16 protein-coding genes and 2 pseudogenes are annotated in these 19,025 nt (G+C 60.4%); 11 read left to right on the top strand and 7 right to left on the bottom strand.

The genetic code is table 11. The features are described 5' to 3' along the window. Positions 1–164: 164 nt before the first annotated feature. A complete protein-coding gene (locus ACLH0J_RS02600) occupies positions 165–803 on the top strand; it encodes a DUF1493 family protein (protein ID WP_411390766.1) in 639 nt (212 codons plus the stop codon). 349 nt (positions 804–1,152) lie between these two features. Here ACLH0J_RS02600 and ACLH0J_RS02605 read toward each other — a convergent pair whose 3' ends face one another. The 4 genes and pseudogenes from ACLH0J_RS02605 to hslO form a co-directional block, all read right to left on the bottom strand. After that, positions 1,153–2,190, bottom strand: coding sequence for an IS110 family transposase (locus tag ACLH0J_RS02605; RefSeq protein ID WP_411390767.1), 1,038 nt, complete (start codon positions 2,188–2,190; stop codon positions 1,153–1,155). A 116-nt stretch (positions 2,191–2,306) separates the two neighbouring features. Continuing rightward, a pseudogene (locus ACLH0J_RS02610) lies at positions 2,307–2,837 on the bottom strand (group II intron maturase-specific domain-containing protein); the annotation flags it as partial. A 459-nt stretch (positions 2,838–3,296) separates the two neighbouring features. Further along, the gene (locus ACLH0J_RS02615; RefSeq protein WP_411390768.1) at positions 3,297–4,838 is read right to left on the bottom strand and encodes a phosphoenolpyruvate carboxykinase; all 1,542 of its coding nucleotides are present in this window, start codon (positions 4,836–4,838) and stop codon (positions 3,297–3,299) included. Positions 4,839–5,017: 179 nt separating this feature from the next. Continuing rightward, on the bottom strand, positions 5,018–5,920 hold the full coding sequence (hslO, locus tag ACLH0J_RS02620) for an Hsp33 family molecular chaperone HslO (RefSeq protein WP_411390769.1): 903 nt from the start codon (positions 5,918–5,920) through the stop codon (positions 5,018–5,020). Positions 5,921–6,045: 125 nt separating this feature from the next. Between hslO and ACLH0J_RS02625 the strand changes: the two genes are divergently transcribed. After that, positions 6,046–6,849, top strand: coding sequence for a phosphatase PAP2 family protein (locus ACLH0J_RS02625; protein WP_411390770.1), 804 nt, complete (start codon positions 6,046–6,048; stop codon positions 6,847–6,849). A gap of 10 nt (positions 6,850–6,859) precedes the next feature. On the opposite strand, the gene ACLH0J_RS02630 is transcribed toward ACLH0J_RS02625, so the two are convergent. After that, entirely contained in the window at positions 6,860–7,267 is a 408-nt protein-coding gene (locus tag ACLH0J_RS02630) for an RNA-binding S4 domain-containing protein (RefSeq protein ID WP_411390771.1), read from the bottom strand. A gap of 130 nt (positions 7,268–7,397) precedes the next feature. On the opposite strand from ACLH0J_RS02630, the pseudogene ACLH0J_RS02635 reads away from it, so the two are divergent. The 3 genes and pseudogenes from ACLH0J_RS02635 to rimK form a co-directional block, all read left to right on the top strand. Then, a pseudogene (locus ACLH0J_RS02635) lies at positions 7,398–7,732 on the top strand (EAL domain-containing protein); the annotation flags it as partial. Between the two features lie 29 nt (positions 7,733–7,761). After that, a complete protein-coding gene (locus ACLH0J_RS02640) occupies positions 7,762–8,211 on the top strand; it encodes an ATP-dependent zinc protease (RefSeq protein ID WP_411392769.1) in 450 nt (149 codons plus the stop codon). After that, on the top strand, positions 8,208–9,113 hold the full coding sequence (rimK, locus tag ACLH0J_RS02645; RefSeq protein WP_411390772.1) for a 30S ribosomal protein S6--L-glutamate ligase: 906 nt from the start codon (positions 8,208–8,210) through the stop codon (positions 9,111–9,113). The genes ACLH0J_RS02640 and rimK overlap by 4 nt, the downstream gene beginning before the upstream one ends. Positions 9,114–9,185: 72 nt before the next feature. Here the strand turns inward: rimK and ACLH0J_RS02650 are convergent, their stop codons facing one another. Both ACLH0J_RS02650 and ompR read right to left on the bottom strand, forming a co-directional pair. Further along, on the bottom strand, positions 9,186–10,499 hold the full coding sequence (locus tag ACLH0J_RS02650; RefSeq protein ID WP_411390773.1) for an ATP-binding protein: 1,314 nt from the start codon (positions 10,497–10,499) through the stop codon (positions 9,186–9,188). Between the two features lie 116 nt (positions 10,500–10,615). Next, complete coding sequence (gene ompR / locus ACLH0J_RS02655; protein ID WP_308583543.1) at positions 10,616–11,356, bottom strand: two-component system response regulator OmpR; 741 nt, start codon at positions 11,354–11,356, stop codon at positions 10,616–10,618. Positions 11,357–11,712: 356 nt separating this feature from the next. Here ompR and ACLH0J_RS02660 point away from each other — a divergent pair, with 356 nt between their 5' ends. From ACLH0J_RS02660 to tauC, 6 genes are all read left to right on the top strand, one after another. Next, entirely contained in the window at positions 11,713–14,037 is a 2,325-nt protein-coding gene (locus tag ACLH0J_RS02660) for a Tex family protein (protein ID WP_411390774.1), read from the top strand. Further along, entirely contained in the window at positions 14,037–14,420 is a 384-nt protein-coding gene (locus tag ACLH0J_RS02665; protein WP_411390775.1) for a PaaI family thioesterase, read from the top strand. The genes ACLH0J_RS02660 and ACLH0J_RS02665 overlap by 1 nt, the downstream gene beginning before the upstream one ends. A gap of 214 nt (positions 14,421–14,634) precedes the next feature. Further along, entirely contained in the window at positions 14,635–16,218 is a 1,584-nt protein-coding gene (gshA, locus tag ACLH0J_RS02670) for a glutamate--cysteine ligase (RefSeq protein WP_411390776.1), read from the top strand. Positions 16,219–16,420: 202 nt separating this feature from the next. Beyond that, positions 16,421–17,395: a taurine ABC transporter substrate-binding protein gene (tauA, locus tag ACLH0J_RS02675; RefSeq protein WP_411390777.1), complete on the top strand. Its 975-nt coding sequence runs from the start codon at positions 16,421–16,423 to the stop codon at positions 17,393–17,395. A 17-nt stretch (positions 17,396–17,412) separates the two neighbouring features. Further along, positions 17,413–18,192 (top strand): taurine ABC transporter ATP-binding subunit, encoded by a 780-nt coding sequence (gene tauB / locus ACLH0J_RS02680; protein WP_042947489.1) that lies wholly within the window; start codon positions 17,413–17,415, stop codon positions 18,190–18,192. Then, the gene (tauC, locus tag ACLH0J_RS02685; RefSeq protein WP_411390778.1) at positions 18,189–19,025 is read left to right on the top strand and encodes a taurine ABC transporter permease TauC; all 837 of its coding nucleotides are present in this window, start codon (positions 18,189–18,191) and stop codon (positions 19,023–19,025) included. The genes tauB and tauC overlap by 4 nt, the downstream gene beginning before the upstream one ends.

Genomic DNA, 19,025 nt, shown 5'->3' on the forward strand with positions numbered 1-19,025 from the left:
AATAGCGCGGTCTCAACTTTTTCGGCAGAACCCCTTGAACATCGAAAGGACTCAACACCTCAGCCGCTACTGCGGCACCTCCAAGGCGATTCATATCAGCGCACGACCTGGCAACCGATATGCTTTGGCCGGTCTATGCCGGTTAGCACCGGGAGGGTGAAACGATGACCGAATATGCCCCTTGGATCACGCTCATCCTCCTCGTCGCGCTTGCCGTCTGGCTCGACAAAAAGATGCAGCATCCCGCCTTCAGAACAGGGGTTGGGCTCACCCTCATCGTTGTAGGCCCAATACTTGTGTTTGGCTCCACGCGCTGGATAACGGAGCTACAATCGAACAGCGTTGCGGTTCTTGCTTTCAGCTATGGCATCCGCTTGCTGATCACCCGAAACAAATACCACCTCCAACGCAACTGTCCCCCTCACCCACTCCTGCGTGCTCCTACCATGAACCTCGCCCCCAACTTCCCCGAAGACCCCGTCATGCAGCAGCTCCTGCAACTGCTGCACGAAGAAATCGGCCTGCCGAAACACAAGACCATTCGCCTGCAAACCTCGCTCAATTTCGACCTGGGCTGCGACGGCAGCGAGGCCAAGCAATTCATGGAAATGCTGGAACAGGAATTTGCCCTCGACCTGGGTGACTACGACACTTATCGCTACTTCAATCCGCCGCTCTTTGATGTGTTCCTCAAGCGTCGAGCCAAGGGGCATGGCGAGAAGTTCCCACTGACCATCGGCATGCTCTACCTGGCGATCAAAACGAACAGCTGGGACACGCAGACACTGGAAAACCTGAGCTGAGCCCCAGATTGATGACACCCGTCATCCTTCGCATCGAGTAGGAGGCGGATTCACATCCGCCGTCCTCTCACATACATGGACGCCCCCCGTTTGCCGAGCTTTCAATTCGTGACAACACAGACTGGGTTGAGATTGCAGCCATACATCCGGACTTTGAATGAGGCTCTGCCTCTGTCCCTGATGGAATTCGCTGATCGGGCTCTTATCACCACCACGCGCTCGAAGCGCCTGTGAGAGGGCAGAGTTACCCGATCCCGGTCCGACCTGTCTTGCCATCACGTCATGATTGCCTGGGCAACCTTGGAAGTACTCCTTTCTAACGCATCATCGCTTGACTCCACCGGTCTGGTTACGCGCCTGCGACAGCAGGGGTGTAACCAGACCGGAATCTGCGGTCGTGGGCCAGCAGCGCCCAAGCAATCCGGGCATTCTTGTTGGCCTGTGCAATGACTGCCACATTCGTGTTACGACGCGTCAATAAACCCTTCAGCCAATCCGATGAGGGGTCGGCTTTACCTTCGGCGTAACGAACCACCGCTCGCGCACCGTGAACCAGCAATGTGCGCAAATAGCTATCGCCTCGCTTGCTGATACCTAACAGCATGGACTTGCCTCCGCTCGAATGCTGTCGCGGCACCAACCCCAGCCATGCCGCCATCTGCCGACCGTTGGCAAAGCTCTTAGCATCACCTACCGAAGCGACCAGGGCACTTGCAGTGATCGGTCCAATGCCCGGTATTTCTGCGAGCTTGCAACTGGCCTCGTTCCCGCGATGCCATTGTTGAATTTCCCGTTCTAGCTGACCTACCTGCCGATCTAGCTCCTTCAGATGATCGCCCAGGCGCTGTATCAATTGCCGAAAGGGACCGGGCAGACCGTTCTCGCCATCTTCCAGGATGCCCGGCAAGCGCTCGGCGATATGACCGATCCCTTGCGCGATGACAATGCCAAACTCACCGAGCAGCCCTCGAATCGAGTTCGCTTGCGCGGTACGTGCCTTCACAAAACCCTGTCGCGCACGATGCATGGCCAAGACCGCTTGTTGCTCTGTCGTCTTGATCGGCACGAAACGCATATTGGGTCGAGCTACCGCTTCACAGATGGCTTCTGCATCGGCTACGTCGTTCTTGTTCGTTTTCACATAGGGCTTAACAAATTGTGGAGCCATCAATTTGACCGTATGCCCAAACTCTTGCAGCTTTCTTGCCCAGTGATGAGCACTGCCGCAAGCTTCCATGCCGATCAAGCACGGCGCCAATACCGCAAAGAAGCTGGCAAGCTGGTCACGTTTGAGCTGCCTCTTCAGTACTGGTTTACCTCGGTCGTCAACTCCGTGCACTTGAAACACGTTCTTTGCCAAGTCGACACCAACAGTCGTAAGCTTCATGAGGACGCTCCCTTCCGTTAAGTGCTATTAACACTTTCACTTTGGCACATCGATGCCGTTAGGACAGGGGGCGTCCATTCCATTACCACCGCACGTACGGTTCCGTATACGGCGGTTCAGGTTATGCGGCTAAGCCGGTTGACCGTATCCAGTATTGAGACCAGCCCAAGGCCATCCCACAGCTTCTTCGGCAGTGCCTGATTCATATGTGGCGCTCCCGAGTTCCACCATGGGCCTCGGCCACTGACGGCTGATCTCCACGCACGTTCTTCATCTAGCCCAAGACGCATAAGGTTACGAGCCCTCGTTGAGGGACGCTTCCATTGCCTCCACAGGGTGCAGCGAAGCTTATGACGCACCCACCCATCAACCGTCTCCAAGGCTCTTTTGCCTTGGGTGAGCTTGAAGTAGCCCGCCCAGCCACGTAGCACCGGGTTTATCCGCTCGATGACGTATGCCATCTTGCGGCCCCGCGCACCACGCAGCAGTTCCTTGAGCCGGTCGCGCAAGCGCCGCAAGCTCAAAGTGGCGATTCGAAGCCTCGGCTGTTGATGCCAACTCATCCCGTAACCCAAGTAATCGCAGCCCCAGGGCCTTGCCACGCGGCTCTTTTCCCGATTCAACTTCAGCTTCAGACGCTGACTCAGGGTGACGGGGTTATTCGTCACTTACTACGGCCTCGGCTGACTTCTGCACGCTCATCCCGTCGCCTCACGACGCTCGGTAGCACAATGGCAAACGTGCAGATCTCCCAGGGTAATTCGCGCGACCTTCCTGCTTATGCCTGTCAGATATACGTCGCAGCATTCCGTGCAAGTATTGGGCTTTGGCAGTTTGGGCTACCTTACCCCGCTGCGCCGCCTCATCCGCTTCCTGTTCGTCAGGCCAGCATTTTGCCTCGGGCTTCCTTCAGATTCGCAGTCACCCACGACACCCTTGCCTCTGGCTAACACTTCCCCTTGCCGGGTGTGTAGAGGACTTTCACCTCCAAGCCACCAGCGAGGCCACCACAGCCAAGCTGGTTGCGCTTGCGCGCAACGCGCCATGCCTGGCGCACCCGTAAAAAAGCCGCCCATAAGGGGCGGCTCTTTAACAGCTAGCGAATCTTACAACTTCGGGCCCGCAGCCTTGATCGCATCGCTCACTTCAAACTTCTTGAAGTTCTCGATGAACAGACCGGCCAGCGCTTTCGCCGCTTCGTCGTAGGCAGCCTTGTCAACCCAGGTGTTACGTGGGTTCAACAGGCCGGTCTCAACGCCTGGCACCGCCAATGGCACGTCCAGGTTGATGGTGTCGAGGTGTTCAGTTTCAGCACCGATCAACGCGCCGCTCTGGATCGCTGCGATCACGCCACGGGTGGTCGGGATGTTGAAGCGTTTGCCGACGCCGTAGCCGCCGCCGGTCCAGCCGGTGTTGACCAGGTAGACCTTGGAGCCGAAGCCGCGAATGCGCTTGATCAGCAGTTCGGCGTATTCACCGGCCGGGCGCGGGAAGAACGGCGCGCCGAAGCAGGTGGAGAAGGTCGACTTGATACCGCTGCCAGAACCCATTTCGGTCGAGCCCACCAATGCGGTGTAGCCGGACAGGAAGTGGTAGGCCGCTTGTTCTTCGCTGAGGATCGACACGGGCGGCAGTACGCCGGTCAGGTCGCAGGTCAGGAAGATCACCGCGTTTGGCTCGCCGCCCAGGTTCTTCTCGGAACGCTTGGCAACGTGCTCCAGCGGGTAGGCGGCGCGGCTGTTCTGGGTCAGGCTGACGTCGGAATAGTCAGCGTGCCCGGCCTCGTCGATCACGACGTTTTCCAGGACCGCGCCGTGCTTGATGGCTTTCCAGATGACGGGCTCGTTCTTCTCGGACAGGTCGATGCACTTGGCATAGCAACCGCCTTCGATGTTGAACACCACGCCCTTGCCCCAGCCGTGTTCGTCGTCACCGATCAGGTAACGGCTTTCGTCGGCGGACAGGGTGGTTTTACCAGTGCCGGACAGACCGAAGAACAGGGTCACGTCGCCTGCTTCGCCGATATTGGCGGCGCAGTGCATCGGCAGTACGTCCTCGGCCGGCAGCAGGAAGTTCTGCACCGAGAACATGGCTTTCTTCATTTCACCGGCGTACAGCATGCCGGCGATCAGCACTTTTTTCTCGGCGAAATTGAGGATCACGCAACCGTCGGAGTTGGTGCCGTCACGTTCAGGCACGCACTCGAAGTTGGCCACGTTGAGCACTTGCCACTCTTCACGGCCGGCCGGGTTGTACTGGGCCGGGTTGATGAACAGGCAAAGACCGAACAGGTTCTGCCAGGCAGTCTGGGTGGTCATCTTCACGGCCAGGTAGTGGTCTTCGGACGCACCTACATGGACATGGGAAACGAAATGCTCTTGCGCGTTGTTGAACGCCTCGACGCGAGCCCACAGGGCATCGAACTTGTCGGCCGGGAACTTGCGGTTGATCGGGCCCCAGGCAATGGCGTCCTGGGTGGAAGGCTCTTCAACGATGAAACGGTCGACTGGCGAACGACCGGTACGGTGACCGGTTTCTACGACCAGCGCGCCAGTATCGGCAAGCACGCCTTCACCGCGCTGCAGGGCTTCTTTGACCAGATCGTCAACACTCAGATCGGTGTATACGGCGTTATTGGCTTGCGTCATGAGGTTCCCCGTCGGCCTATGGCCGAGTGCTCCAAACGTTTTGTAGTAGAAAGTTGCGCACTACTACCGCGAAAAAAGTGGGCCGGATTATGCCAGAAAAGCCCAAAAAAAGTAGGGCCCTCCCGTCAGAACAGCTGTAATCCGGCATAAGACAGGTGATTTACCTGTGATTAAACGTTTTAGTGGCGGGTATCGGAGGGTGTGTCGATACCGGCGCCGGCGAACAATTGGGCGATGTCGGCGGCGTCAAACAGGTAGCGCTGGTTGCAGAACTGGCAGTCGATCTCGATATGGCCACCGTGTTCCACCACCAGGTTTTGCGCATCTTCCAGACCAAGGCTGACCAACGCGTTCGCCGAACGCTCGCGTGAGCAACTGCAATGGAAGCGCAGGCCCTGCGCGTCGAACAGGCGCACAGCCTCTTCGTGGTACAGGCGATGCAGGATGGTTTCGTTGTCCAGGGCCAGCAATTCTTCAGCGGTCAGGGTACCCGCCAGGGCGGTGAGGTTGCGCCAGCTTTCAGCGCGGTCGTCGTCGTCCTTGATGCGGTCGGCAGGCAGTTGCTGCAGCAACAGGCCACGGGCGCGCTTGCCGTCGGCGTTGAGCCAGAAGCGCGTGCCAATCTGCTGGGACATGACGAAATAGTTGGTGAAGCAGTCCGACAAATTTTCACCATCGAGGTCGACGATGCCCTGGTAACGCTGGCCTTCGGTCGGGTCGACCGTGAGCGCCAGTACGCCGTTGGGCATCAGGTCGGCCAGGGTGGCGTCAGGGGCGATGCGCTCAGCGTCATACCGGGCCAGACCACGGATTTCGCGCTCGCTGGAGCACTCGATCATCAGCATGGGGACCGGACCTTCGGAGCGGGCCTGCAGAATCAGCAAACCGTCGAACTTCATGGTGCCTACCAGCAGCGAAGCCGCTGCCATCAACTCACCGAGCAGTTGCGCGACCGGCTCCGGATAGGGGTGCTTGGCAAGGACTTCGGCGTAGCTGCGCTCCAGTGAGACCAGTTCGCCACGGGCGTCGTTCTCGTCAAAGATGAAGCGTTGGGTGAAGTCGGTATCCGGTAAATCAGTCATAGGTCTAAGTTCTGAGTTGATGACAAAATTGTTACAAGATTTATAGAATTTATCGCTCTAGCGCCATATTGGGTGCGGCTTTCTGCTGGAAACAGAGAGCTCAATTGAGCGAAGAGGGACAGTTTATGAACAATCCGGGTTTGTTCCAAGCTAAGTGGAACCTCCGGCGATGGGCTCTGTGCAATCTACTCGCTATCGGGCTGCTGTGTTTTTGGCTGTGGCCCACGGGGCAAACGCTGTGTGTAATTTTCGACGAGTGGCTGTTTCACCTGCTCAATAAACCGCTGGCGAGCCACTCTACATGGCTAAACATATGGGCCGTGGCCAGTTTGCGACCGTTTGATGCCGTGGTCGGCGTGATTCTGTTGATGCTGCTGATTCGTGGCGACTGGGTGTTCAAGGCCGTGCAGGTACGTCAGGCGGCGTTAGGTTTTGTCGGTATTTTGCTGATGTTGCTGATTATTCGGACGCTGTTTTCCAAACTCGCGGCGCAGATGGGCTGGCAACACAGCAGCCCGTCGATGACGCTCAGCGGAGCGGTCCAGATGAGTGACTATTTCCCAGGGCTGGAGAAGGCCTGGGAGTTGAAGGACCGTTCGAGCCAGAGCTTCCCAGGGGATCATGCATCGGTGTTGCTGATCTGGGGCATGTTCATGACGGTGTTTGCCCGCCGCACCGGCCAAGTGCTGGTGATCTGGAGCCTGGCACTGTTGTTCATGATGCCGCGGCTGGTCGCGGGTGCGCATTGGGGGCAGGACGACTATATCGGCGGCGTGCTGCTGGCACTGCTTGCGCTGGCGTGGGGCTACTACACGCCGTTTGCGGCGAAGGTGACGGATGTGTTGCTGCGCGTGACGGCGCCCGTGTTCGGGGTGTTCCAGCGAGTGCCGTTGATTGGGCGGCTCAGTGTCGTAAGAGCACCGCAATAAGCCTGTGGGACTAATCGTCATTGCCACTGCCGCGAAACTTGAATAGGTCGCGGCGCTGCTTCTTGCTCGGTTTTCCATCGGTGGTCATGCCGGTAGCACCCGCTTTGCGCATGGCCGCCGCGTTTTCGCGCTTGGCAATACTGACTTCGGTTTCGGCGTACAGCGCCTGCGCTTCGGGGGCGCCACGACGCACACTGGAAAGCGCCTGGACCACGACAGTCTTTTCATCAAAGCCCATACGAATCTGCAACTCATCACCGACACGTGGCTCCTTACCCGGCTTGCAGCGCTCGCCACGATGGTGCACCTTGCCACTCTCGATAGCGGCCTTGGCCAACGCGCGGGTCTTATAGAAACGCGCTGCCCATAGCCACTTGTCCAGACGGATCTTTTCTTCCTCTGCCTGCTTCTGAGCCACTTGAATTCCTCGCTCTGAAAAATGTCGCAACTTTACTGTTGAAACCCGTCGACGCATAAACCCCAAGGCTCACCTAAGATACGCCAGGTAGCCCCCCGTTTTCGCGAGGACATGCCGTGACCGACTTTCCGACTTTCCCCTTGACCGGCTGATTTTCGAGACGCTGGAAAGCGAGCCTGTAGATAACAATCGCCATTTGACGAATATTCTGCGTGAATACCGCGAATTCGGCGTCAAAACAGCCATCGACGATTTCGGCGTGGGCTGTTCGGGATTGTCACAATCTGTGAGCAGTTGGACGTTACTGTCATCGCTGAAGGCATTGAAAGTGCCGGTGAGTGTGACTTCCTGTCCGATTGTGGAATATTTCTGATGCAGGGCAACTGGTTCGCCAGGCCCGCATTCAACGCACAGGCCGAGGTTTCCCCCTCAGGCCTGGGCGAATTGACCGGTTACCCATATTGAAAACATTTGACCATTTGACCGTTGTGGGTCTGCGTGAGTGGGTGGCACTTCCCGACCTGGGAGTGGCCGGCCTGCGTGCAAAGATCGACACCGGCGCCAGCACCTCCAGCTTGCACGCCACCGATATCGAGCCTTTTGAGCGCGACGGTGAGAAGTGGGTGCGTTTTACCGCACACTTGGGCAGCGTGGTGCAACTGCGTCATCGCCGCTGCGAAGCGCCGCTGGTGACGATGAAAACCATCAAGAGCTCCAACGGCCATGCACAGGTGCGCTACGTCATCAGCACCACCCTGGCGCTGGGGGATAGGGTCTGGTGGGTGGAGTTCACCCTGGCCTGCCGCAAAGCCATGCGTTACCGCCTGTTGCTGGGCTCCAAGGCGCTGATTGACGGCCATCTGGTGGTCAATCCCGGCGCCAAGTACGTTCAAGACAAGCCGGTGTTCCCGGTCTCTACTCTTTCTGCCCCAGGTGCTGCATGAAGATTGCTGTGCTGTCGCGAAACCCGCGTCTGTATTCCACCCGCCGCTTGGTCGAGGCCGGCACCGAACGTGGTCACGAAATGGTCGTGATCGACACGTTGCGGGCCTATATGAACATTGCCAGTCACAAGCCGCAGATCCACTATCGGGGCAAACCGCTGGAGGGGTTCGATGCCGTGATCCCGCGCATCGGCGCATCCGTGACCTTCTATGGCTGTGCGGTGCTGCGCCAATTTGAAATGATGGGGGTGTTCCCTCTCAATGAATCGGTGGCCATTGCCCGTTCGCGGGACAAGCTGCGTTCGCTGCAACTGCTGTCGCGCCGGGGCATCGGCCTCCCGGTGACCGGCTTTGCCCATTCACCCGATGACATTCCGGACCTGATCGAGATGGTCAACGGCGCGCCACTGGTGATCAAGGTACTCGAAGGTACCCAGGGCATCGGCGTGGTGATGTGTGAAACCGCGACGGCTGCGGAATCTGTCATTGAGGCGTTCATGGGCCTCAAGCAGAACATCATGGTGCAGGAATACATCAAAGAAGCCGGTGGTGCGGATATCCGCTGCTTCGTGGTGGGCGACAAGGTGATTGCAGCGATGAAGCGCCAGGCCAAGCCAGGTGAGTTCCGCTCCAACCTGCACCGTGGCGGCAGCGCCAGCCTGATCAAGATCACCCCGGAAGAGCGCATGACCGCATTGCGGGCAGCCAAGGTGATGGGGTTGAGCGTAGCGGGTGTGGATATCCTGCGCTCCAACCATGGGCCGCTGGTGATGGAAGTGAATTCATCGCCGGGCCTGGAAGGGATCGAGACCACCACCAGCAAGGACGTGGCGGGGATCATCATTCAGCATCTGGAAAAAAATAGTGGCCCGAATATGACCAGGACCAAGGGCAAGGGCTGATGAAACTCGGCAGACCACACGCCGAAAATGACAAGGAGCTGGCAAGCCAGCTCCATCGGGGTTTGTTGTGGACTAGACCGCGTCTCTGGGCAACATCAACCCCAGTGGCAAGCGCACCCGGGCTTCCAGGCCTCCGCCCTCACGGTTGCGCAGCTCAACATTACCGCCATGCATCGAAGCGATCCGCCGCACGATCGCCAACCCCAGACCGGTCCCCTTGCCCCCCCGGGCTCGGTCGCCACGGGTGAACGGGTTGAAAATACCTTCCAGCTCGGCCGGATCGATACCGGTGCCACGGTCCAGCACACTCAGCACCACATACGGCGCAGCGCTGTCACCGGACACGTACGCCGCCACTTCCACATCCGAACCGGCGTGGTGCAAGGCATTGCCGATCAGGTTGTTCAACAGGCGCTTCATCGACACCCTGCGCAACGCAAACGGCTGGATCGGTTCCAAGCGCATGCGCACCTGCTCGCCGTTCTGGTTGTAGGGCGCCACCACTTCGCGCACCAGTTCCGTGAGGTCGACTTCTTCCACCACCTCATCACGGCCATCGCGAATGAACGCCAGGAACTGGTCGAGAATGGCGTCCATGTCCTCGATATCGCGAACCATGTCGTCGGTCAGGTCGGTGTGGTTGCCCATCAACTCCAGGGACAGGCGCAACCGCGTCAACGGTGTGCGCAAGTCGTGGGACACCCCTGCCAGCATCAGCTCGCGTTCGCGCCCGGCCTGTTCGACGTCCTCCGCCATCTGGTTGAACGCGCCATACACTTCGGTCATCTCGCTGGGCGTGTCGCTGACCGGCAGGCGCACACTGCGCCCTTGCCCCAGTTGGCGGGCGGCAAATACCAGGCGTTTGAGCGGTTGGTTGAGCTGACGTACGAAAATCCACGCGGACGCTGTTGAAAGCAACCCGATGGCCAGGAACCAGCCCAGCACGTTCCAGATTTTTTGCCCGCGCAACGGATGGGGGTAGAGCGGCACCTTGATCCAGGCATCTCCCAGACTCGGTGCCCTGACCCACAGCGCAGGCGAAACATGCATGCGCAACCGAACCTCGGTGTCCTCGCCCAGCTCGGCCTGCATCTGGCGCTGGTAGATCTCGCTGTACGGCCAATGCTGCTCGCCTTCCGGCACACCGGCGCCATCAACCCGAATCAACGTCGACGCCTTGGCTACCTTCTCGCGGTTTTCAGGGTCTACGGCCCAATAGGCGCGCAACGTCAGGGCGACGCCGTGGCTGTACTGCCGATCCACCAGCACGTCCTCGTTCATCAACAGATAAACCAGCGTCAGGGCCTTGGAGAACAGAACGACGATCAGCACCAGCCAAAGGGTGCGGGAGAAGAAACTTTGCGGGAACCACAGGGGGGTTTTCATAGAAGACAGCTGGACACCTTGCTGGAACGAGCGGCGCTCGCAGAATTGCAGACGCCGGACATCCCGTCGACCCTCATGGAGTCAAACGCCAGGATGCCCGCCCTGCAAATCATCGGTCACTTGGTTGCGGTGCCATCCGGCACAAACACATAACCCACGCCCCATACCGTCTGGATATATCGCGGCTTGGACGGGTCCGGCTCGATCATCCGGCGCAGACGGGAAATCTGCACGTCGATGGAGCGCTCCAGAGCATCCCATTCCCGACCACGGGCCAGGTTCATCAGCTTGTCGCGGGTCAGCGGCTGGCGTGCGTTCATCACCAGGGCCTTGAGCACCGCGAACTCACCCGTGGTGAGCATGTGCACTTCGTCACCGCGCTTGAGCTCGCGGGTGGCCAGCGACAGTTCGTAGTCGCCAAAGGTCACGCTTTCGTCTTCGCTGCCCGGTGCGCCCGGTACCGTGGGCGCCTGGCGACGCAGTACGGCCTTGACCCGCGCCATCAGTTCATCCGGGTTGAATGGCTTGGCCAGATAATCGTCAGCGCCCAGTTCAAGACCCTTGATGCGGCTCAGCTCATCGCCCTTGGCGGTGAGCATGATGATTGGAATCTGGTTGTTCGCGCCACGCAGGCGTTTGCAGGCGGTCAGGCCGTCTTCGCCGGGCAGCATCAGGTCGAGCACGACCAGGTTGAACACTTCGCGCCCCAACAGACGGTCCATCTGTTCGGTGTTCGGCACCGCGCGGGCACGATAGCCCTTGGAGTTGAAAAAGCGCTCCAGCAGGCTGCTCAGCCCTGGATCGTCATCAACGATGAGAATTTTTTCGCCTTCAGCAGTGTGTGCAGTGCCGCTCATTGGATGCTCCTCTTATCTCGGCGCGCATTATGGCCTAGCTGCCGTTATACGCACCGAGTGCATTGTTAGCAGATTTTTCCTCTACTGCCAGCGAACCCGCGCCCTACAACCACTGGCGCAGTACCCCCCAAGGGCAGAACGCTGGTTATAATGCGGCGCCTTCGTGCAGGGCAACGTCAGATCGTTACCGTTTACTGCCGGGCTTTTTTCACCCGCTTGTCGCGATTTTTTCGATTTCGAGGGTCAATAGGCTGCCTCTTGACCCAGGCAGCGGCGCCAGTCGGGCCGCTCAACCAGCCTCGCAAGGCCTTGTTTTCCGGGCCTGTGAACTGCTTCTAAGAATTTCAGGTGGTTTTATGGACAGCATCAACAGCCGCATTGCCGAGGAACTCGGTGTACGCCCACAACAGGTCGAAGCGGCCGTCGCTCTACTGGATGAAGGCTCCACGGTGCCCTTCATCGCCCGTTACCGTAAAGAAGTGACCGGCAGCCTCGATGACACCCAACTGCGGCACCTGGAAGAGCGCCTGCGCTACCTGCGAGAACTCGACGAACGGCGCATCAGCATCCTCGCCAGCATCGAGGAACAGGGCAAGTTGACCCCGCAGCTGGAACGCGACATCAAGCTCGCCGACACCAAGACCCGCCTCGAAGACCTTTACCTGCCCTACAAACAGAAACGCCGCACCAAGGGCCAGATCGCCCTGGAAGCCGGCCTGGGCGATCTGGCCGACGGCCTGTTCAACGACCCGTCGTTGACGCCCGAAACCGAAGCCGCCCGTTTCATCGACGCCGAAAAAGGCGTCGCTGACGTCAAGGCTGCCCTGGAAGGCGCCAAGTACATCCTGATGGAGCGCTTCGCCGAAAACGCCAGCCTCCTGGAAAAACTGCGCACCTACCTCAAGCAGGAAGCCATCCTCAGCGCCCGCGTGATCGCCGGCAAAGAGGAAGAAGGCGCCAAGTTCCGCGACTACTTCGAACACGACGAACCGCTCAAGAGCATGCCGTCCCACCGCGCCCTGGCGATTTTCCGCGGTCGCAACGAAGGCATTCTCAGCTCGTCGCTGAAAGTCGGCGACGAACTGCCGGGCACCATGCACCCGTGCGAAGGCATGATCGGTCAACAATTCGGCATCCAGAATCAGAACCGTCCTGCGGACAAGTGGCTCGGTGAAGTGGTGCGCTGGACCTGGAAGGTCAAGCTCTACACCCACCTGGAAACCGACCTGCTCGGCGAGTTGCGCGACGGCGCCGAGACCGAGGCGATCAACGTCTTCGCCCACAACCTGCACGACCTGTTGCTGGCCGCCCCGGCCGGTCCGCGCGCCACCCTGGGCCTCGATCCGGGCCTGCGCACCGGCTGCAAGGTCGCCGTGGTCGACTCGACCGGCAAGCTGCTGGACCACGCCACCGTGTACCCACACGTGCCGCACAACAAGTGGGACCAGACCCTCGCGATCCTGGCCGCCCTGTGCGCCAAGCACGCCGTGGACCTGATCGCCATCGGCAACGGTACCGCCAGCCGTGAGACCGATAAGCTGGCCGCCGAACTGATCAAAAAATACCCGGCCATGAAGATGACCAAAGTCATGGTCTCCGAGGCCGGCGCTTCGGTGTACTCCGCGTCGGAGCTGGCTTCCAAGGAGTTCCCGGACCTCGACGTGTCGATCCGTGGCGCAGTGTCCATTGCCCGTCGCCTGCAGGATCCACTCGCCGAATTGGTGAAGATCGACCCGAAATCCATCGGCGTCGGCCAATACCAGCACGACGTGTCGCAACTGAAACTGGCACGCGGCCTGGATGCGGTGGTGGAAGACTGCGTGAACGCCGTGGGCGTGGACGTGAACACCGCCTCGGTCGCGCTGTTGGCGCGGATCTCCGGCCTCAACGCGACCCTGGCGCAGAACATCGTCAGCCACCGCGACGAAAACGGCGCGTTCAAAACCCGTGCCGCGCTGAAAAAAGTCGCACGCCTGGGTGAAAAAACCTTCGAACAGGCCGCCGGTTTCCTGCGTGTCATGAACGGCGACAACCCGCTGGACGCCTCGGCGGTCCACCCGGAAGCCTACCCGCTGGTGCAACGTATCGCGGCCGAGACCGACCGCGACATCCGCTCGCTGATCGGCGACGCTGCGTTCCTCAAGCGCCTGGACCCGAAGAAGTACACCGATGAAACCTTCGGCGTGCCGACCATCACAGACATCCTGCAAGAACTGGAAAAACCCGGCCGCGACCCGCGTCCCGAGTTCAAGACCGCCGAGTTCCAGGACGGCGTCGAAGACCTCAAGGACCTGCAGTTGGGCATGATCCTCGAAGGCGTGGTCACCAACGTGACCAACTTCGGTGCCTTTGTGGACATCGGCGTGCATCAGGACGGTTTGGTGCATATCTCCGCGCTTTCGGAGAAGTTCATCAAGGACCCGCGCGAAGCGGTGAAGGCCGGTGACGTGGTCAAGGTCAAGGTCATGGAAGTCGACATCCCGCGCAAACGCGTCGGCCTGTCGATGCGCATGAGCGACACCCCTGGCGAGAAAATCGACGGCGCCCGTGGCGCACGCCCAGGCTCCGCGCCGCGCCAGTCGCAGAACAACGCCCCGCGCAAGGAAACCGCCACCGCGGCACCGACCAACAACGCGATGGCCTCGCTGTTCGCCAACGCCAAACAGTTGAAGAAACGCTGATGGAAATCCCGGCCGGCTTGACCCAGAGCGCGTTCAGCGAACTGATCGGTTGCCGCGTGCAACGCCTTGAAGAAGGCGTGGCCGAAGTAGCCCTGACCCTTGAGCCGCAGCTGCGCAACCGCGCAGGCAAGCTCCACGGCGGGGCGATTTTCAGCCTGGTGGACATCACCATGGGGCTGGCATGTTCCAGCGCCCATGGCTTCGACCGGCAAAGCGCGACCATCGAATGCAAGATCAACTACATCCGCGCAGTGGAAAACGGCGACGTGCTGTGTACCGCGCGGGTGATTCACCCCGGGCGGCGCACGTTGGTGGTCGAAGCCGACGTGTACCAAGGTGAAAGACTTGTCGCAAAAGCACAAGGCACCTTCGCTGTCCTATAGCTCCCTGCCCTCGATTTGAGTTAATTTCGGCGCTGCGATAACGGCGTCGGAATTTTCCTGCTGCGCTGTAGCCCAATTCATGGAGCGAAGGCGGTTTTTTCAAAGCGGGTCAAATCGACTCAAAACCAGGCGATCACGCCAGTTTTAACTTCACCCTTGTAGACCGTCTTGACCACCCCCATATTGGGGCGACTGACGCGTGAAGGAATCCAACTTGAGCGAACTTCTCAACCGCCGCCTGGCCCTGCTCGGCAAGCGCGAACACCTCTCCCTGCTAGAGCACTGCTTGCATGGCATCGAGCGTGAATGCCTACGTGTCACCAGTGAAGGTCGGTTGGCGCAAACGCCGCACCCCGAAGCCCTGGGTGCTGCGCTGACCCATGAACAGATCACCACCGACTACTCCGAATCGCTGCTGGAGTTCATCACCCCAGCCTTGCCCAACCCGGCCGATACCCTGAGCAGCCTGGACAAAATCCATCGCTTCGCCTATTCCAAGCTCGGCAGCGAATACCTGTGGAGCCCCTCGATGCCGTGCCCGTTGCCGGCCGAGGAAGACATCCCGATTGCCTACTACGGCACCTCCAATATCGGACAGCTCAAGTACGTGTATCGCAAGGGCCTGGCCCTGCGTTACGGCAAGACCATGCAGTGCATCGCCGGTATCCACTACAACTTTTCCCTGCCGGAACAGCTATGGCCGCTGCTCAAGGAGGCCGAAGGGTTCGTCGGTACCGACCGCGACTATCAGTCCGACGCCTATATCGCGCTGATCCGTAATTTCCGCCGCAACAGCTGGCTGCTGATGTACTTGTTCGGTGCCTCGCCGGCCCTGGACGCGGGCTTCCTGCGCGGTCGCTCGCACCAGTTGGAAGTGCTCGACGCCGACACCCTGTACCTGCCGTACGCCACCAGCCTGCGCATGAGCGACCTGGGTTACCAGAGCAACGCCCAGGCCGGGCTCACGCCGTGCTACAACGACCTGACCAGCTACACCGACAGCCTGCGCGAAGCGGTGGCGACGCCCTACGCGCCGTATGTCGAAATCGGCACCCACAAGGATGGTGAGTGGGTGCAGCTCAACACCAACATCCTGCAGATCGAAAACGAGTACTACTCCAACATCCGCCCCAAGCGCGTGACCTACACCGGCGAGCGGCCGATCCAGGCGCTGATGGCCCGTGGCATCCAGTACATCGAAGTGCGTTGCCTGGACATCAACCCGTTCCTGCCGATGGGTATCGACCTGCAGGAGTCGCGCTTCCTCGACGTCTTCCTGCTCTACTGCGCGCTGAACGACAGCCCGCAGTTCGCCGACAACGAGTGCCGCAACGCCACGTCCAACTTCCTCAGCGTGGTCAAGGAAGGCCGACGCCCAGGCCTGCAACTGCAGCGCAAGGGCCAGGCCGTGGACATGAAGGCATGGGCCACCGAGCTGCTGGAAAAAATCGCCCCGTTGGCCGCCCTGCTCGACCAGAGCCATGGCATCAGCGAACACAGCCAGGCGCTGGACGCTCAGATGGCCAAGGTCAACGACCCGTCCCTGACGCCATCGGCCCAGGTGCTGGCGGCGATGGCCGAGCGCAAAGAGAGTTTTGCGCAGTTCTCCCTGCATCAGAGCGAGGTGCATGCCGAGCATTTCCGCCGCGAACCGTTGCCGGCCGCAGAGCAGGCACGCTTTGAAGAGCTGGCGCGCACATCACTGGCGCAACAGGCGGAGCTGGAGCAGAACGAAGTGGGCGATTTCGACGTATTTGTCGGCTCGTACCAGGCCAGCATCCTCGCCATCAGCAACTAAGGACCGAACTCACCACCTCAGGGGAATGAGCTTTATGTGGGAGGGGGCTTGCTCCCTCCCACATTTGCCTTCATCCAGTTCAAGAGTGAATTCAACCTTTCTCCTCATAAGCTAATGCGAAAATGTTATTTATTTTCTGATTTTTAGATCATTTAGTCTCCTCACATGCCGACCCTCGGCCGCTTGATTGAGGAGCTTCCCCTTGAAACTGCTGACCCTGCGCCTCTTGGCCGCGTTGTCGCTGGCCGGTGCCAGCCTGTTTGCCCAGGCGGCGGATGTGACCATCGCCTACCAGACCACCGTAGACCCGGCCAAAGTCGCCCAGGCCGACGGTGCGTATGAAAAAGCCACTAACGCCAAGATCGACTGGCGCAAATTCGACAATGGCGCCGATATCATCGCCGCCATCGCCTCCGGCGACGTGCAGATCGGCTACCTCGGTTCCAGCCCGCTGACCGCCGCCATCACCCGTAAAGTACCGGTGCAAACCTTCCTCGTCGCCACCCAAATCGGCGGTGCCGAAGCCCTGGTGGTGCGCGACGGTTCGGGGATCAACGGCCCGCAGGATCTGATCGGCAAGAAAGTCGCCGTACCGTTCGTGTCCACCGGCCACTACAGCCTGCTGGCCGCGCTGAAGCACTGGAACATCGAGCCGTCGAAAGTGACCATCCTCAACCTCGCCCCGCCGGCGATCATCGCCGCCTGGAAGCGCGGCGATATCGACGCCACCTACGTGTGGGACCCGGCCCTGGGCGTGGCCAAGGAAAACGGCAAGGTGCTGATCACGTCCGGCGAACTGGCCAAGTTCGGCGCGCCGACCTTCGATGCGTGGATCGTGCGTAAGGATTTTGCCGAGAAGCACCCGGAAATCGTCAGCACGTTCGCCAAAGTCACCCTGGATGCCTACGCCGCGTACCGCAAGGACCCACAAGCCTGGCTCGCCGATAAAGGCAACGTCGACAAGCTGGTGAAGCTCTCCGGCGCCAAAGCCAGTGACATCCCGCTGCTGCTGCAAGGCAACGTTTACCCACTGGCCGCTGACCAGGTAACGCTGCTGGGCGCACCGACCATCAAGGCCGTGACCGACACCGCTGCGTTCCTCAAGGAACAAGGCAAGGTCGACGCGGTGCTGCCGGACTACGCCCCTTACATCAGCGCCACGTTCATCCCCCACTGATTCAGGAGTTCATCGCGATGGCCTTGCTACAACTGGAGCGCATCAGCGCACAGTACCCAGGCGCCACAGAACCGGTACTGTCTGATATTTCACTGAACCTTGGACCCCAGCAATTGCTGGTGGCCCTCGGCCCGTCCGGCAGTGGCAAGACTTCGCTGTTGAACCTGATCGCCGGCTTTGTCGAACCTTCGGCCGGACGCATCACCCTGGATGGTGTGCCGGTCAAAGGTCCCAGCGCCGAACGCGGCGTGGTGTTCCAGGACGACGCCCTGCTGCCCTGGCAGGACGTGCTGGCCAACGTCGGCTTCGGTCTGGAACTGGCCGGCGTGCCCAAGGCGCAACGCGAAGTACGCGCCCGGGAAATGCTCGCGCTGGTGGACCTGGCCGGTTTCGACAGCCGGCGCATCTGGCAACTCTCCGGCGGTCAGAAACAACGCGTCGGCCTGGCCCGTGCGCTGGCCGCCGACCCGCGCGTGCTGTTGATGGACGAGCCTTTCGGCGCCCTCGATGCCTTCACCCGCGAACAGATGCAGGAGCTGTTGCTGCAAGTCTGGCGGCGCACGGCCAAGCCGGTATTCCTGATTACCCATGACATCGAAGAAGCGGTATTCCTCGCCACCGATCTGATCCTGCTGGCGCCCAACCCGGGCCAGATCGTCGAGCGCCTGCACCTGGATTTCGGCCAGCGCTATGCCGCCGGCGAATCGGCGCGGGCAATCAAGTCCGACCCGCGCTTTATCGAAACCCGCGAACACGTGCTGGGCAAAGTGTTCTCGCAACGGCAGGTGTGCGCATGAGCAGCTACGAACTCCCCGCCACGGCCGCCAAGCCGGTGGCGCACGCGGTGATACCGCTGCGGCGCAGCCTGAGCACGCGCTGGATCAGCCTGCTGACCCTGGTCGCCTTGCTGGCGATCTGGTGGGCGGTGACCGCCAGCGGCGTGATCGAACCGCTGTTCCTGCCACCGCCCTACGCCGTGCTGCAAAAAGGCTGGTTGCTGGCGACCAGCGGTTATATGGACTCCACCTTGTGGCAGCACTTGGGCGCAAGCCTCAGCCGGATTGGCCTGGGCCTGGGCTTTGCGGTCCTGACCGCCGTGCCGGTGGGCATCGCCATCGGTGCCAACCGCATCGCCCGCGGCATTCTCGACCCGCTGATCGAGTTCTACCGGCCGATTCCGCCCCTGGCGTATCTGCCGTTGATCGTGATCTGGTGCGGCATTGGTGAGCTGTCCAAAGTGCTGCTGATTTACCTGGCGATCTTTGCCCCGATTGCCATCGCGACGGCGACCGGCGTACGCACCGTCGACCCGGCCAAACTGCGCGCGGCGCAGTCGTTGGGCGCCAGTCGCGCCCAGTTGATTCGCCATGTAATCCTGCCCAGCGCCCTGCCCGACATCCTCACCGGTGTGCGCATCGGCCTGGGCGTGGGCTGGTCGACCCTGGTCGCCGCCGAGCTGATCGCCGCCACCAGCGGCCTGGGTTTCATGGTGCAGTCGGCGGCGCAGTTCCTGGTGACCGATGTGGTGGTGCTGGGGATTCTGGTGATCGCGTTGATCGCCTTCGCCATGGAAATGGGCCTGCGTGCCCTGCAGCGTAAATGGGTGCCCTGGCATGGCCAGGCACATTAA

Origin of the sequence: Pseudomonas sp. MPB23, assembly GCF_046605395.1 — a bacterium.
Taxonomy (GTDB): Bacteria; Pseudomonadota; Gammaproteobacteria; order Pseudomonadales; family Pseudomonadaceae; genus Aquipseudomonas.